This is a genomic window from Pseudomonas medicaginis (genome assembly GCF_965119365.1).
GTDB lineage: Bacteria > Pseudomonadota > Gammaproteobacteria > Pseudomonadales > Pseudomonadaceae > Aquipseudomonas.
In genome coordinates this window covers 249,916-265,174 of record NZ_OZ221631.1, presented here as the reverse complement: position 1 = coordinate 265,174, position 15,259 = coordinate 249,916, and the positions used below count along the sequence as shown (strand labels likewise).

Sequence of the window (15,259 nt, the reverse complement as noted above, 5' to 3'; positions counted from 1 at the left end):
CATGTGTGGAATTGTCGGCGCCGTTGCTGAACGCAACATCACTGCAATCTTGCTCGAAGGCCTCAAGCGCCTGGAATACCGCGGCTACGACAGCGCCGGTGTGGCGGTGCTCACCCATGACGAGAAGCTCGAGCGCATGCGACGTCCGGGCAAGGTCAGCGAGCTGGAGCAGGCGCTGGACGCCGAACCACTGCTCGGTCGCCTGGGCATCGCCCACACCCGCTGGGCCACCCATGGCGCGCCGTGCGAGCGTAATGCTCACCCGCATTTCTCCGGCGACCTGGCGGTGGTGCACAACGGCATCATCGAAAACCACGAGGCCCTGCGTGAACAGCTCAAGGCGCTCGGTTATGTGTTCACTTCCGATACCGACACCGAAGTCATCGCCCACCTGCTCAACCACAAGCTCAAGAACCTGTCGGACTTGACCACGGCCCTCAAGGCGAGTGTCAAGGAATTGCACGGCGCCTATGGCCTGGCAGTCATCAGTGCCAAGCAGCCTGATCGCCTGGTGGCGGCCCGCAGTGGCAGTCCGCTGGTGATCGGCCTTGGCCTGGGGGAAAACTTCCTGGCGTCCGACCAGTTGGCCCTGCGCCAGGTCACCGACCGTTTCATGTACCTGGAAGAGGGCGATATCGCCGAGATCCGCCGCGACAGCGTGCAGATCTGGGACCTCGATGGCAAAAGCGTGGAGCGTGAAACCGTCCAGTACCGCGACGGTGCCGAAGCCGCCGACAAGGGCGAGTTCCGCCACTTCATGCTCAAGGAAATCCACGAACAACCGGCCGTGGTGCAACGCACCCTGGAAGGCCGCATGAGCCAGAGCCAGGTGCTGGTCCAGGCGTTCGGTCCACAGGCGGCCGAGTTGTTCGCCAAGGTCCGCAACGTGCAGATCGTCGCGTGTGGCACCAGTTATCACGCCGGCATGGTCGCCCGTTACTGGCTGGAAGAGCTGGCGGGTATCCCGTGCCAGGTCGAAGTGGCCAGCGAGTTCCGCTATCGCAAAGTGGTGGTGCAACCCGATTCGCTGTTTGTCACCATCTCCCAGTCCGGCGAAACCGCCGACACCCTGGCCGCCCTGCGCAACGCCAAGGAGCTGGGTTTCCTCGCCAGCCTGGCGATCTGCAACGTCGGCATCAGCTCGCTGGTGCGTGAGTCCGACCTGACCCTGCTGACCCAGGCCGGCCGTGAAATTGGCGTGGCATCGACCAAGGCATTTACCACGCAACTGGTGGGCCTGCTGTTGCTGACCTTGTCCCTGGGCCAGGTGCGCGGGACGCTGGGTGAAGGCGTCGAGGCCACGTTGGTGGAAGAACTGCGTCGCCTGCCGGCCCGCCTGGGCGAAGCCTTGGCCATGGACGGTACCGTGGAAAAAATCGCCGAGTTGTTCGCCGAGAAGAACCACACCCTGTTCTTGGGCCGTGGCGCGCAATTCCCGGTGGCGATGGAAGGGGCCTTGAAGCTCAAGGAAATCTCCTACATCCATGCCGAGGCCTACCCGGCCGGTGAACTCAAGCACGGCCCGCTGGCGCTTGTGGATAACGACATGCCGGTGGTCACCGTCGCGCCAAACAACGAGCTACTGGAAAAACTCAAGTCCAACCTGCAGGAAGTGCGCGCCCGTGGCGGCCAGTTGATTGTCTTTGCTGACGAAAAGGCTGGCATGACCAACGGCGAAGGCACCCACGTGGTGCACATGCCACACATCCACGACATCCTGTCGCCGATCCTCTACACCCTCCCGCTGCAACTGCTGTCGTACTACGTGGCCGTGCTCAAGGGGACTGATGTGGACCAGCCGCGTAATCTGGCGAAATCGGTCACGGTTGAGTAAGGCTGTCGTTCCCAGCGCGGATTGGCCACCGCCGATGACGATCACATCGAGCTTGGTGCGTCCATGCCCGTTTATCCCTCAGGGGCTAGGTCTGGTGTGCCTGGGCAACGCAATGGAAATTAGGGCAGCCAGTAGCACAAAGCTACTTGATATCCACAAGCAGGCTTGCAGTCCGTGAGCCTGGTAGACCCAGCCAGATAGCAATGTACCGATCAAGCGGCCCAGGGCGTTGGACATGTAGTAGAACCCTACGTCCAGGGAGACGCCGTCTTCCTTGGCATAACTGACGATCAAGTAGCTATGCAGCGATGAATTCACGGCGAACAGAACGCCAAACAGCATCAGCCCGCCGAGCAGTACCGCCTGAGCCGACCAGCCTGCGGACAGTCCCAAGGCAATGAGTGCGGGCAGTCCGGCAAGGGCGATAGCCCAGGTGAAGGCTGCGCGCCCATCCGGTACATGGCCGCGCTTCTTGCCGGTGATGTGGGGGGCAAACGACTGTACGATGCCGTACCCGATGATCCAAGCAGCAAGAAAGCCACCGACCCACCAGAAATCCCAGCCTAATGCGGTGCTCAGGTACACCGGCAGCGCTACGACGAACCAGACGTCGCGGGCGCCAAAGAGAAACAGGCGTGCGGCCGAGAGGATGTTGATCGCTCGGCTCTTGGACAGCATGTCGCGAAATTTCGGCTTGGCCTTGGCTTTACCCAGGTCCTTTTTTAGCAGGATCAAGCTGCCGATCCAGATCAATGCCAGTACCGCTGCCATGGCCAGTACCGCCATGGTGAAGCCAAGCAGTGCGAGCAACGCTCCGCCGAGGAAAAAGCCTACCCCTTTGAGCGCGTTCTTCGAGCCGGTGAGGATGGCTACCCACTTGTAGAGGGTGCCTTGCTGGCTGTCCGGCACCAAGAGCTTGATCGAGCTTTTGGCACTCATCTTGTTCAGGTCCTTGGCGATGCCGGACAACGCTTGGGCTCCCATCACCCAAGGTACCGTCAGCCAGGCTGCCGGTACCGTAAGCATCAGTAAGGCCAGCACCTGTAGGCCAAGGCCGATGTTCATGGTGCGATTAAGTCCGAGTCGGGCGCCAAGATAGCCGCCCACCAGGTTAGTGATCACACCGAAGATTTCATAGAACAGGAACAACGCCGCGATCTGCAGCGGCGTGTAGCCCAACGTATGGAAATGCAGTACCACCAACATGCGCAAAGCGCCGTCGGTGAGGGTGAAGGCCCAGTAGTTGCCGGTAACGAGCAGGTACTGACGCACTTCCGCAGACAGGGCTGGCAACGCCTTCATGATCGCCGTTTACTCCGCCGCGCCGACCAGTCGGGCCAGCTCCACTGCACGATTGGCGTAGCCCCATTCGTTGTCGTACCAGGCGTAGATCTTCACCTGGGTACCGTTGACCACCAGCGTCGATAGCGCATCGATGATCGAGGACCTCGGATCGGTGCGGTAGTCGATCGACACCAGAGGGCGTGCTTCATAGCCCAGGATGTCCTTCAGCGGGCCGTCGGCAGCCGCCTTCAACAGCGCATTGACCTCCTCAGCCGTGGTTGCGCGCTCAACCTCGAACACACAATCGGTCAGCGAGGCGTTGGCCAGCGGTACCCGCACCGCGTGACCATTGAGCTTGCCCCGCAACTCGGGGAAGATCTCGGCAATCGCGGTAGCCGAGCCCGTAGTGGTCGGGATCAGGCTCATGCCTGAGGCTCGGGCACGGCGCAGGTCCTTGTGCGGCGTGTCGAGAATGCTCTGGGTATTGGTAAGGTCGTGGATGGTGGTGATCGAGCCGTGGCGGATGCCCAGGTTCTCGTGAATCACTTTGACCACTGGCGCCAGGCAGTTGGTGGTGCAGGAGGAGGCGGTGACGATGCGGTGTTGGGCCGGGTCGAATAGGTGTTGGTTGACCCCCATCACCACGTTCAGCGCGCCTTTTTCCTTCACCGGGGCACAGACCACCACGCGCTTCACGCCTTGATCCAGGTAGGCCTGGAGCACGGCTACCGACTTCATCTTGCCGCTGGCCTCGATGACCAGATCGCAGTTCGACCAGTGGGTGTCGGCGATTGCCTTGTTGGCCGTAACCTTGATGCGCCTGCCGTCGATCACCACAGAATCGCCTTCTGCAGCGGCTTCACGGTGCCAGCGTCCGTGGACCGAATCGAAGTTGATCAAGTGGGCATGAGTCTCGGCGTCGCCGGCCGGGTCATTGATCTGCACGAATTCAAATTCCGGCCAGTCCCATGACGCGCGCAGTGCCAAACGACCGATACGTCCAAACCCATTGATGCCTACTTTGATTGCCATGTTCTTGTTCTCGGGTTGCGGTTAGCGAACGTTCACAGGGGGGCGGTGAACTGATTGATGTAGCTGACGTGAGCGGGGTTTTGAATCGCTCGCGGGCGCAGAGCCTGAACCTGAGCGATGGCCTCCTGCACGGGCATGCCGCACTCGATCATCAGGCGGGCTGCGAACAGGCCTGTACGCCCCGAGCCCCCCTTGCAGTGAATCGCGATCGACTTGCCATCCATCAGCAGTTCTTTCAGTCGCTCCCGATGGGTTTCCCAGGCGGCAGCAAAGGACTCTCCGGGGGCTTGCTCATCCTCTACCGGCAGGTGGAACCATTCGAGACCCAACAGCTGGCATTCTTCAGGCAGCAGATCGACTTCGTTCTGCAGAAGCTCTTCAGTCGGCATCAGGGTTACCAGTGCGCTCGCACCGGCATCGCGCAGTGTCGCCAACGCCTGGGAGACCGATGTGTCCTTGGTACCGGGGCATGGGGTGAAGATCAGCTGGCCGATCAGCTCGGGAGTGACCAGCACGGAATACGGGTGCAAGTGCATGCTCAAAAAGCCTCAGATGGATCGTTGATTAACACGCTTCGACAGTTCTTCAGCCGACTCTTTGCGTTCGGAGTAGCGATCGACCAGGTAGTCGCCACGGTCACGAAGAAGCAGGGTGAACTTCACCAGCTCCTCCATCACGTCGACGACACGGTCGTAGTACGCGGAGGGCTTCATGCGGTCCGCTTCGTCGAACTCCAGATAGGCCTTTGGCACTGACGACTGGTTAGGGATGGTGAACATGCGCATCCAGCGGCCGAGCACGCGCAGTTGGTTGACCACGTTGAACGACTGCGAGCCGCCACAGACCTGCATCACCGCGAGGGTCTTGCCCTGCGTCGGACGCACAGCGCCCATGCTCAGCGGAATCCAGTCGATCTGCGACTTGAACACGCCGGTCATCGCGCCGTGGCGCTCTGGCGAGCACCAGACCATACCTTCCGACCAGAGCACCAGGTCGCGCAGCTCCTTGACCATGGGGTGGTCATCGGGCACGTCATCCGGCATCGGCAGACCGGTTGGATTGAAGATCCGCGTCTCGGCACCGAAATGCTCCAGTAGGCGAGCCGCTTCCTCTGTCAGCAGGCGGCTGAAAGAACGTTCGCGGGTCGACCCGTACAGCAGCAGGATGCGAGGTTTGTGTGTGGACTGCTGCTTGATCGCCAGTTTTTCGGAAGACGGCAGGTCGCTCAGTTCTCTATCGATATTGGGGATGTGGTGTTCGGTCATGATTTTGACTCCTGGGACAAGGCACCAGATGCTTGATCGAACCAGCGACGCTTGAGCCACAAGGCGACGCCAACCAGCGAGATCAATACAGGTACTTCCACCAGCGGTTCGATCACGGTGGCAAAGGCTACCGGCGAGGCGAGACCGAAGGTTGCAATAGCCATGGCGATGGGAATGTTCGTCGTGCCCACCGACAGGCTGTTCAACCACGTCGGTAAACCCTGGAAGAGACTACCCAGGCCTATGCCTAGCCCCATGGCCAGAAAAATCCAGATCGTCAGGTTGCGATCGAGGAATGAAAGGCGGCTCTTGCTCATGGCGAATCTCCCTGAACGTCAGAGCGTTCCGATGCGTGCCAGCGCTACCTTGAGCTGGGCGGCATTCAGTTGGCCGAAAGGCAATTCAAGAAATGCCGTAATTCGTCGTTTGATGTGTTCAATCGTGATATCGAAAGCTGCGTCCAGCCCGGCGGCGCTACCCTTTAGGTCCGACGGTTCGGAAAGCCCCCAGTGGGCTTTAACAGCCGGACCGAAAAATACGGGGCACGCCTCGCCAGCCGCCTTGTCGCAGACGGTGACAACGAAGTCGGGGGCCAGGTCGGCATGCGAATCGGTGGATTTGCTGCTGAGGCCTTCGGTGGAAATACCTGCTCGCTGCAGAGCGGCGATGGACAACGGATGCACCTCGCCCCTGGGCTGACTGCCGGCACTGAATGCCTTCATGCCGGCCGTGGCCAGGTGGTTGAAAACGGCTTCAGAAAGAATGCTGCGGCAGCTGTTGGCGGTGCAGAGGAACAGAACTTTCATCGATTTTTCTCGGCAATGATCAGCAGCAAGTGGCGATGCGCTGTGGGCGCTCACCCATGGTGTCCAGTCGTTTGGCACTGATGCTCAGCCATTCGCGATTGGCCTCCAGCGTCGTTACCAGAATCTCGCGCACCCAGGCGGGCAGCTCTGTATGCAGTCGGTAGTACACCCATTGGCCCTGCCGGCGGTCTTCCAGTAGGCCGCAGGTACGAAGTTGCGCCAGGTGGCGGGAAACCTTGGGCTGGCTTTCTTCCAGAGCACAGATCAGCTCGCAGACGCACAGTTCTTCCTCGCGAGCGATCAGCAGCATCATCCGAATGCGGTTCTCGTCGGCGAGGCATTTGAAAACCTTGGTAGGTGTCAGTGAGTCAGTCATAGCGGTTCTCAGTGTTCAGTCTTCGCGAGGACGCGCATCTGGATGCGCTCATGGGTCATCGCCCGATGTTCTACTCGTATATGTTTTTTCGAATATACGCTTTTTCGTATATGTCGCAAGCGTGTGATGATGGGTGGCTTTACATGAACGCCTTCGTGCACATAACAGATCAGGGCGGGCGTGTGCTGCAACGCAGAGGAGTGCAACAGTTCGCTTTCTGAGCCGGAGGCATGCGATGCACAGCAGCTTGCCTGTGCAGGAGCCGGAAACTTGATCCTCCTCTTCGAAGTCGCCAGTCCTGCTCGTCGTATTCATAGCGAGTCACTGAACAACTGCGTTGACATCTGGGAGGATAGGTGATGATATCAAGTCATACGACAACGTATGACATAGAAAAATAAAAACGAAAGGCGCAGTCATGTCTTCTACATTTGCCGCCCAGCGAATTCACAGTCCACCGGGCCCTACGCTTTACCGCAGTGCGCCAGCCCCCTTCTTTACCTCCCGAAAAGCCCCGTGGGGCGCGCACGTGCATTCGAAATCCCCGATCCCAACGTCCAAGCCTCCTCGCCTGTCTTGCCAGGCTTCAGCGCTGGGCGTTTTCGTTTCCTGCTTACCTTCCATCCCACAATAAATGGCAGCACCTGGAGAACAATAATGAAGAAAACACTCTGCGCCTCTTTGATCGCCTCCTTCCTGAGCTTGACCGCCGGCACGGCGATGGCCGCCGACGCCGGAGACTGGCCAAGCCGTCCGGTGCAGGTGGTGGTGATTGCCAACGCCGGCGGTGACACGGATTTCAACGCACGAATGATGGCCAAGTACTTCACCAAGCTCACCGGCAAATCCATGGTGGTGACCAATATGGCCGGCGGGGGCGGCACGATTGCCGCCGATGCGGTCAAGAGCGCGGCGCCGGATGGCAATACCATCCTGTTCACCCACACCGGCCAGTTGATCGTCAATGAGGTCGCCGGCCTGTCGGAGGACCGCTTTGATGCGTTTGATATCTCCTGCATCGCCGGCGTCGACAAAGGCGCGGTGTTCGTCTCGGCGAAAAGCTCGGGCATCGACAGCCTCGACCAACTGATTGAAAAAGCCAAGGCCAAGCCGGGCACCATCACCTACGGCACCGAGATGGGTAACTTCTCTCACCTGCAGGGCCTGATGTTCGAAAAACTCGCCGGCGTGAAACTGAAAATGGTCGACAGCGGCACGGTGTCCGAAAAAATCGTTGCCTTGCTGGGCAAGCGCATCGACCTCGGTGCCATCAGCTACGGTTCGGTCCAGGATTACATTTCCAGCGGCAAGATGACCGCACTGGGCCAGCCCAATGCCGAACGCAACGCGTTGTTGGGTGACGTCAAGACCTTCAAGGAACAAGGCGTGGATCTGGTCCTGGACAAGCCTTACGTCGTTGCCTTCCCGAAAGGCACGGACCCGGCCATCGTCAAGAAAATGGCCGACACCATGAAAAAAATCACCGAAGAGCCGGAATATGCCGAGGAACTGAAGAAGTCATTCAAGCAGCCAGTCAGCTTCCAGGGCACCGAAGAAGCCATCGCCACGTTGAATAAAACCCGCGACAGCTTCATGCAGTTCAAGGACGAGATGCGTAAAGGGAAATAATTTTGCGTAACGGGGTCGGGTGCTCGCCGCGTGGGCGACGAGCACCTGGCGCCCAGTCCTTTCCAATAAGAGGAGCCTGTATGGATTCCTATAAAAGAAACGAGCTGCTAGCCGGCCTGGCCATGTTCGGTGCCGGCGTGGCTTATCTGGTATTGACCTTGAACCTGCCGCGTCGCGGGTTCGTCGATGCCGCGTTCGTACCCTGGCTGCTCGCCATCGCGTTGTGCCTGCTGGGCGCATTGCAATTGTGGGCGTGGCGAAAGCTGCCGGATAAAAGTGCTGAACCCGCCGAAAAAACCGAGTCGATCGACTACCCGACAGTCTTCAAATCCCTGGCGTTGGTCCTGCTGTTCACCGCGCTGCTGGAGACCGTGGGTTTCGTGATCATGACGGTGCTTTACCTCTACGCCCAGTTCATCGTGCTGACGCCGGCGGAACAAAAGGTCAAGCACCTCCAGTACGCGCTGATAGCGGTCATTTCGTCAGTCCTGATTTTTTACATTTTTCGCCATGGCTTCGACTTGCTCCTGCCTGTCGGTTTATTGGATTTCTAGGGGACGGCCATGATTGAGCTCATGCAAACAGGCTTCGCGGCCGTACTTACACCCTACGTTTTTCTCCTGATCACCCTCGGCGTTGCGGTGGGGATCGTTTTTGGTGCGGTGCCTGGCCTCTCGGCCACCATGGCCATTGCGCTGTGCTTGCCGCTGACTTATTCGATGGGGCCTGGCCCTGGCCTGGCGCTGCTGGTGGCGCTGTTCGTCGGCGCCACCTCGGGAGGGTTGATATCGGCGATATTGCTCAACATACCGGGCACGCCGGCCTCCATCGCGACGACGTTCGATGGTTGGCCGCTGATGAAACAAGGCCATGGCGTCAAGGCCCTTGGCATTGGTGTGGTGTTCTCGTTCCTCGGCACGATTTTCAGTATCGGCGCACTGATGTTCATTGCCCCGATCCTGGCGGAACTGGCCCTGAGCTTTGGCCCGCACGAATACTTCTCCATCGCGATTTTTTCGCTGACCTTGATCGCCACGCTGTCCACCGGCTCGTTGGTCAAAGGTTTGTTTGCCGGTGCCCTGGGCTTTGCCTTTTCCACGGTGGGGATCGCCCCGGTCGAGGCCATCCGCCGCTTTACCTTTGACCTGCCGAGCCTTAATGGCGGCTTCGCCATGCTGACGGTCATGATCGGTATGTTCGCCGTCGCCGAAGTGCTGAAGTTTGCTGAGAGTGCGCGCCTGAGCCACCGGGCCAGACCCCAGCACGTCAGCATGAAAGGCGTGAAAGGTTTTGGTTTTTCGATGAAAGAGTTCGTGGGTCAATTACCCAACGCCACTCGTTCATCCGTGATCGGCCTCGGTATCGGTATCCTGCCCGGCATCGGTGCCGGTACGTCGAATATCGTCTCTTACATCGTTGCCAAGAAACGGTCCAAGACGCCTGAGGAGTTCGGTAAAGGCAAGATCGACGGTGTGGTCGCCAGCGAGGCTGCCAACAATGCCGGCATCGGCGGCGCGATGATTCCGCTGCTGACGTTGGGCATTCCCGGCGATACCACCACGGCGGTGATGCTGGGCGGTTTCATGATCCACGGCCTCCAGCCCGGCCCCCTGTTGTTCATCAGCCAGGCACCGCTGGTCTACACGATTTTCGCCGCGCTGATCCTCGCTTCCGTGCTGATGCTGGTGCTCGAGTTCTACGGCCTGCGCATGTTCATCAAGCTGCTGGCGGTACCCAAGCACATCCTGTTGCCGATTATCCTGGTGCTCTGTGTGGTCGGTGCCTTTGGCCTGAACAGCCGGATCTTCGACGTCTGGGCGGTGTTGCTGTTCGGCTTGCTGGGGTACGGGTTCGTCAAGGCCGGTTTGCCGATTGCACCGTTCATCATCGGTTTCATCCTCGGTCCGATGGCTGAGACCAACTTGCGTCGTGGCTTGATGCTGTCCGATGGCAACTTCGGCGGCTTCCTGACCAATCCCATCTCAGCGGGCTTTCTCATCCTGGCGGCCGCCTCCATCTCTTGGCACTTGGTGACGGTCATTCGCAACAGGAAAAGTGCCGCTATCGAACTGATGCGCAGCTAGCCCACTTCATTCGTCTGCTTTTGCTGCTGCAACCCGACAGGTGTTGCAGCAGCTGAACCAGATCGCCACCTATCGCCGCAAAGCGAGCAGATGACTGGCTGGACGACGAGCCGCGCCGAGTGCTGGCAGCGTCCGTAAGCTGATCGAGGAGAGAGGCATGTCGTCGTTGCATCATGAAATCATCCAGCGCATTGAGCAGGTGGTCGGACCGACGGGTTTGGTACGCGATCCCGAGTTGATGCGTGGTTATCTGACGGACTGGCGTAACGCTTACCAGGGCCAGGCTGCCCTGGTGGTGCGCCCGGCCACCACCGAAGAGGTGGCCGAGGTTGTACGGATCTGCCACGAGGCCAGGATCGCTTTGGTACCACAGGGCGGCAACACCGGCTTGTGCGGTGGCTCGATCCCTGATGTATCCGGCAACCAAGTAGTGCTGTCCCTGACCCGGATGAAGCGCATCCGTGAACTTGATTTGGCCAATGAAACCATCACGGTTGAGGCCGGAGTGATTCTTCAGCAGTTGCAGGACGCCGCCAGCCAGGCCGATCGTCTGTTCCCGCTCTCCCTGGGAGCGGAGGGCAGTTGCACCGTGGGCGGCAATCTGGCGACCAATGCCGGCGGGACGGCGGTGCTGCGTTACGGCAACATGCGCGAGCTGACGCTGGGGCTGGAAGTGGTGCTGCCCGACGGTCGCGTCTGGAATGGGTTGCGTGGCTTGCGGAAAGACAACACCGGCTACGACCTCAAACATTTATTCATTGGTTCTGAGGGCACGCTCGGCATCATCACGGCGGCGGTGCTCAAACTCTTCCCGGCGACCCACAGCACGGCGACGGCCTGGGTCGCGCTGCCTTCGCCACAGGCGGCGGTGGATTTGATCGGCCATGTACGCAGCCTGTGCGCCGACCGCTTGACGGGGTTCGAGATGATGTCGCGCCAGAGCCTGGATTTCGTCCTGGACCATGTGGCGGGTTGCAGTGATCCGCTGGAAACGAAACATCCCTGGTACGCGCTGATCGAGCTACGTGACACGGTGCCCGATGCGCCATTGACGCTGTTGCTTGAAAACGGCCTGGCTCATGCTTTTGAGCGGGGTTGGGTCACCGATGCGGTACTCGCCGGCAGCCAGGCACAGGCTGCGGCGCTGTGGGCACTGCGCGAGGGCATTTCCGAGGCGCAGAATCATGAGGGGCCGAGCCTCAAGCACGACATCAGCGTGCCCGTGAGCCGGATACCGGAGTTCATTGAGCGCACCGACAAAGCCCTGCAACAAGAATTTCCCGGCGTGCGTATTGTTTCTTACGGGCACATGGGCGACGGCAATCTGCACTACAACATCAGCAAGCCGGTTGGCGATGCAGACGCGTCGTTCAAGGCCCGCGAACACGCGATCATGCAAGTCATCTACCGTATGACCCGTGCCTTCAACGGCAGCATCAGTGCCGAACACGGGCTGGGACAGGCCAAGCCCGACGCGGCGGTCCGCTTCAAGGATCCTCTGGAGATCGAGTTGATGCGTGCCATCAAACGCACGCTGGACCCGACTGGGCTCATGAACCCGGGCAAGGTCTTCGCTGGCGGGCTGGAGTGATCGAGACGGCCGCTGCTGGCGTCCCCGTTGAGCCTTACTCCAGAAAACAACGATCGAAAAGATAAACGCTGGCCGGCTTGAGATTTTCCACCGTGCGTTGCGGGCGGCCGCCGTCGCCGCTTTTCTTGCGACCGGTTTCCTGCAGATAACCGGCCTCGGTCATCTTCAGCAATCGCTGGCGCATGCTGGTCTTGAGCACCGGGCGATCGAGCACCACGGAGAAAATGCTCACCGCTTCCGGCGCGCTGAATTCCGGGCCCAGGAACATCAGTGGCAGGCTGCTGTAGAGGGCTTTGGACAACAACCGCTCCTGGACCGCCGCCACCAGGCTGTTGTGGTCGAAAGGGAGTTTGATCGAGGCATCGGCCACGTCCTTGAGGGGGAAGAACCCCTGGTGTTCGGCGAGTTGGACCGCCTCGCTGACAATCGCCAGATAGAAGGTCGACGATGACCAGCAGCGCGGATCGCGGAACGCATCGCCGACGGTGCCGACTTGTTCGATCCAGGCCAGCGGCATGCCTACCTTGCTTGAGTTGCGCAGGCGCTCCACGGCGTCGTTCAGCGTGAGATCTTCGACGCCACCGTTGACCACGATGCCGGGCAGTGCCCAATGGCCGGCGAACGGCTCGGCTTCCCGTCGGTTCAGGAGGATTTCCAGCGCCTGGGTCTCCCGGCAGAAGCGCAGCACACAGAGGTCGATAGTGTGCAGATAATCGCGCGCGGGGGCTGTGCTAGTTGGCATGTCGATGTCCGTGGGTAGCGTAAAGGTCATAGTTTAACGGGTTCATGCCGGGGGCTATCCAGTCGCTGGGAAGCGGCTTGCCCAAGGCCAGTCGTTCGCGCACCACCGTGCTGCGCACGTGGATCTTTTCCTCAACGCGAAGAATGGAAAAACGCTCCAGCAGTTCCTGGCCGCGATAGAAGGTCGGCAGTTGCTCCGCGACGTCCTGGCCCACCACCAATGCGATCCGCTTGCCGTCCAGGGCCAGGCTGTCGGCGAGGTGGGCGAGCAGGGTGAAACTGTAGATGGCGCCTTCAACACCACGGGCCACGACCTGTTCCACCCGGCTTGCACACACTTCGGCGCGGCACAGCGGCTGGACGCTCGCGGCGATCGATTCCAGCCAGTTCAGGCGAACCTCATAGTCGACCATTTGCTTGCCGTAGGGATGCCGCAAGCTAGGGGCCACCAACACGCGTCTGGCCAGGCGTGAGGCCTCGATCATCACCTGGGCGTGACCGGCGTGAGGGGGATTGAAGGCGCCGCCATAAAGGGCAATTTCGAACATGGCTCACTCTCACTTGGTACATGACATGTACCTTAACAGGAAAATCTATTTGTTGAAAACTTGCGCTCTGCTTCCACAACTTCTTGAGTAGTAGATGGATCATCAAAAATATTTTCTGCGGATAGCTTGTTATGAAAGTACACCTTATGTACTCTCGTGGCCATGAAGAGGAGAAACCCAGCATGAACAGCCTGACCCGGAAAACCGCTTCCTTCGATGTCGATGCGCAAAAGAGCTTCACGCCGCTATGCCCTGATGAGCTTCCGGTGCCGGGCGGTGATCAGATTGCCGGTGAGCTGAATTTCATGGCGTCCCTGGCCAGCCTCCGTATCGGCAGCAAGGACGCCCATTCGCCCCTCGCCCCGTGGGTGGTCGCCGACCACTCACAGATGTTCGCGCCGACCGGGCTCGAGCACGCCGACATCACCTGGGTCAGCCACTGTGTTCCCGGCACCGAAGGTTTCGCCTTGCTGGATCAATTGCCGCGTCCCTACGACTACGACTATTTCGTCTGGAAGGGGGTCGAGCCGGATTTGCACCCGTACGGCGCCTGCTACCACGACCTGCACGGCAAGCTGTCCACCGGGGTGATCGAGTACCTCAAAGGCTTGGGTGTGGAGCAAGTCATTGTTGGCGGGCTGGCGCTGGATTTCTGCGTCAAGACCACCGCCCTGCAGCTGGCCGCCGCTGGCTTCAAGGTGATCGTTCACCTTCCGGCCTGCCGTGCCATCAGTGAGGAGGGGGCGGTTCAAGCCGTTCAAGACATGCAGCAAGCAGGCATCGCGGTGGCCGCGACTCGCGAAGAAACCATTCAACGGGCAAGCGTGTAAGGAAGACCCATGGACAGCGCATACGATTCGAACAGCGGCACCATCCAGAGCCTTCTGGATACCGACTACTACACCTTCACCATGATGCAGGCGGTCTTGCACCAGCACCCGAACGTCGAGGTGGAATACCAGTTCATCGTGCGTTCCAAGGAGCGGCTCGGTCACTTGATCCCGGACATTCGTGTCGAGCTGGAGAAGCTCGCGGGGCTGCAGCTGCGCGAAGGGGAGCAGCGGTTTCTGTTCAACAAGCGCGTGCGTGAGTACCTGACCCCGGACTTCGAACAGTTTCTCGGCCTGTTTCGCTTCAATCTGCGCTACATCCACGTGTCGGAAGTCGACGGCCAACTGCACATCCGCGTCCGTGGTCCGATGCTGCACTGCATCATGTTCGAGCAACCGGTCTTGGCGATGGTCAGCGAACTGCGCAACCGCGAGAAGTACCCCGAAGTCGAGTTGGCCGACGTGACTCGCAAGCTGTACCAGAAGTTCGAATGGCTGGAGAAACATGCCAGTCGCGAAGAACTGGCCGAGTTTCGTGTTTCAGACTTCTCCACCCGGCGGCGGTTGTCGTTCAAGGCCCAGCGTGAAGTGGTGAACGTCATGCGCAGCGATTTTCCTGGGGTCTTTGTCGGCACCAGTAACGCTCACTTGGCATACGAGTTCGATCTGCCCCTGATCGGGACAATGGCTCATCAGTGGCTGATGGTGCACCAGCAACTCGGGCGCTTGCGCGAGAGCCAGAGCGCGGCGTTGGAAAATTGGGTGCGCGAGTATCGCGGCCGCCTGGGTATCGCCTTGACGGACTGCATCAGCACCGACTTTTTCCTCAAGGATTTCGATCTGTACTTTGCCAAGCTCTATGACGGCCTGCGCCAGGATTCCGGTGATCCGATCGTCTGGGCGGACAAGGTGCTGGGGCGTTACCAGGAACTGGGCATCGACCCACACACCAAGGACCTGATGTTCTCCGATGGCCTCGATTTCGAGAAGTGCCTGCCGATCCTGCGTCATGTGCGCGGCAAGGCCAAATTCGGTTTTGGCATGGGCACCAGCCTGGCCTGCGATGTCGACGGCGTCGAGCCGTTGAGCATTGTCATGAAACTGGTGCGGGTCCACGGCGAGCCGGTCGTGAAGTTTTCCGACGACCCGATCAAGAACGTCTGCGAGGATGCCTCGTTTCTGCGCTACGCCGCCCAAGTGTTCAACGTTGCCTTTATCAATCCACAGCTGGGAGCCTGA

Annotated in this window: 15 protein-coding genes and 1 pseudogene; 7 read left to right on the top strand and 9 right to left on the bottom strand. The window is 59.9% G+C overall.

Annotation, left to right across the window (positions count from 1 at the left end; all coding sequences use genetic code 11):
• Position 1 precedes the first annotated feature (1 nt).
• Positions 2-1,834, top strand: a complete 1,833-nt coding sequence (glmS, locus tag ACMTA2_RS01205) for a glutamine--fructose-6-phosphate transaminase (isomerizing) (RefSeq protein WP_413793389.1) — start codon at positions 2-4, stop codon at positions 1,832-1,834.
• Positions 1,835-1,912: 78 nt separating this feature from the next.
• Here glmS and arsJ read toward each other — a convergent pair whose 3' ends face one another.
• From arsJ to ACMTA2_RS01170, 7 genes and pseudogenes are all read right to left on the bottom strand, one after another.
• Positions 1,913-3,136, bottom strand: coding sequence for an organoarsenical effux MFS transporter ArsJ (gene arsJ, locus ACMTA2_RS01200; protein ID WP_413793388.1), 1,224 nt, complete (start codon positions 3,134-3,136; stop codon positions 1,913-1,915).
• 9 nt (positions 3,137-3,145) lie between these two features.
• Complete coding sequence (locus tag ACMTA2_RS01195) at positions 3,146-4,150, bottom strand: ArsJ-associated glyceraldehyde-3-phosphate dehydrogenase (RefSeq protein ID WP_413793387.1); 1,005 nt, start codon at positions 4,148-4,150, stop codon at positions 3,146-3,148.
• Positions 4,151-4,182: 32 nt separating this feature from the next.
• Complete coding sequence (locus ACMTA2_RS01190; RefSeq protein WP_413793386.1) at positions 4,183-4,686, bottom strand: cyclin-dependent kinase inhibitor 3 family protein; 504 nt, start codon at positions 4,684-4,686, stop codon at positions 4,183-4,185.
• Between the two features lie 12 nt (positions 4,687-4,698).
• The gene (gene arsH / locus ACMTA2_RS01185; protein WP_413793385.1) at positions 4,699-5,415 is read right to left on the bottom strand and encodes an arsenical resistance protein ArsH; all 717 of its coding nucleotides are present in this window, start codon (positions 5,413-5,415) and stop codon (positions 4,699-4,701) included.
• Positions 5,412-5,591 (bottom strand): annotated as a pseudogene (locus ACMTA2_RS01180) (arsenical-resistance protein); the annotation flags it as partial. The gene arsH and the pseudogene ACMTA2_RS01180, both read right to left, overlap by 4 nt.
• A 159-nt stretch (positions 5,592-5,750) precedes the next feature.
• Complete coding sequence (locus ACMTA2_RS01175) at positions 5,751-6,221, bottom strand: arsenate reductase ArsC (RefSeq protein ID WP_413793384.1); 471 nt, start codon at positions 6,219-6,221, stop codon at positions 5,751-5,753.
• Positions 6,222-6,240: 19 nt separating this feature from the next.
• Positions 6,241-6,597: a metalloregulator ArsR/SmtB family transcription factor gene (locus ACMTA2_RS01170; protein ID WP_413793383.1), complete on the bottom strand. Its 357-nt coding sequence runs from the start codon at positions 6,595-6,597 to the stop codon at positions 6,241-6,243.
• 657 nt (positions 6,598-7,254) lie between these two features.
• Here ACMTA2_RS01170 and ACMTA2_RS01165 point away from each other — a divergent pair.
• The 4 genes from ACMTA2_RS01165 to ACMTA2_RS01150 all read left to right on the top strand — a co-directional run bounded on the left by ACMTA2_RS01165 (position 7,255) and on the right by ACMTA2_RS01150 (position 11,901).
• Positions 7,255-8,226, top strand: coding sequence for a tripartite tricarboxylate transporter substrate binding protein (locus ACMTA2_RS01165; protein ID WP_413793382.1), 972 nt, complete (start codon positions 7,255-7,257; stop codon positions 8,224-8,226).
• An 80-nt stretch (positions 8,227-8,306) separates the two neighbouring features.
• A complete protein-coding gene (locus ACMTA2_RS01160) occupies positions 8,307-8,780 on the top strand; it encodes a tripartite tricarboxylate transporter TctB family protein (RefSeq protein WP_413793381.1) in 474 nt (157 codons plus the stop codon).
• Between the two features lie 9 nt (positions 8,781-8,789).
• A complete protein-coding gene (locus ACMTA2_RS01155; protein ID WP_413793380.1) occupies positions 8,790-10,310 on the top strand; it encodes a tripartite tricarboxylate transporter permease in 1,521 nt (506 codons plus the stop codon).
• Between the two features lie 157 nt (positions 10,311-10,467).
• Positions 10,468-11,901 carry an FAD-binding oxidoreductase gene (locus ACMTA2_RS01150; protein WP_413793379.1) on the top strand — a complete coding sequence of 478 codons (1,434 nt, stop codon included), beginning with the start codon at positions 10,468-10,470 and terminating at the stop codon, positions 11,899-11,901.
• A 34-nt stretch (positions 11,902-11,935) separates the two neighbouring features.
• Here the strand turns inward: ACMTA2_RS01150 and ACMTA2_RS01145 are convergent, their stop codons facing one another.
• Together ACMTA2_RS01145 and ACMTA2_RS01140 are read right to left on the bottom strand one after the other, a co-directional pair.
• A complete protein-coding gene (locus tag ACMTA2_RS01145) occupies positions 11,936-12,643 on the bottom strand; it encodes an NUDIX hydrolase (protein ID WP_413793378.1) in 708 nt (235 codons plus the stop codon).
• Positions 12,633-13,190, bottom strand: coding sequence for an adenylyltransferase/cytidyltransferase family protein (locus ACMTA2_RS01140; protein WP_413793377.1), 558 nt, complete (start codon positions 13,188-13,190; stop codon positions 12,633-12,635). Before ACMTA2_RS01140 ends, ACMTA2_RS01145 begins: the two co-directional genes overlap by 11 nt.
• 182 nt (positions 13,191-13,372) lie before the next feature.
• Between ACMTA2_RS01140 and ACMTA2_RS01135 the strand changes: the two genes are divergently transcribed.
• Positions 13,373-14,020 (top strand): nicotinamidase, encoded by a 648-nt coding sequence (locus ACMTA2_RS01135; protein WP_413793376.1) that lies wholly within the window; start codon positions 13,373-13,375, stop codon positions 14,018-14,020.
• Positions 14,021-14,029: 9 nt separating this feature from the next.
• Positions 14,030-15,259, top strand: coding sequence for a nicotinate phosphoribosyltransferase (pncB, locus tag ACMTA2_RS01130; RefSeq protein WP_413793375.1), 1,230 nt, complete (start codon positions 14,030-14,032; stop codon positions 15,257-15,259).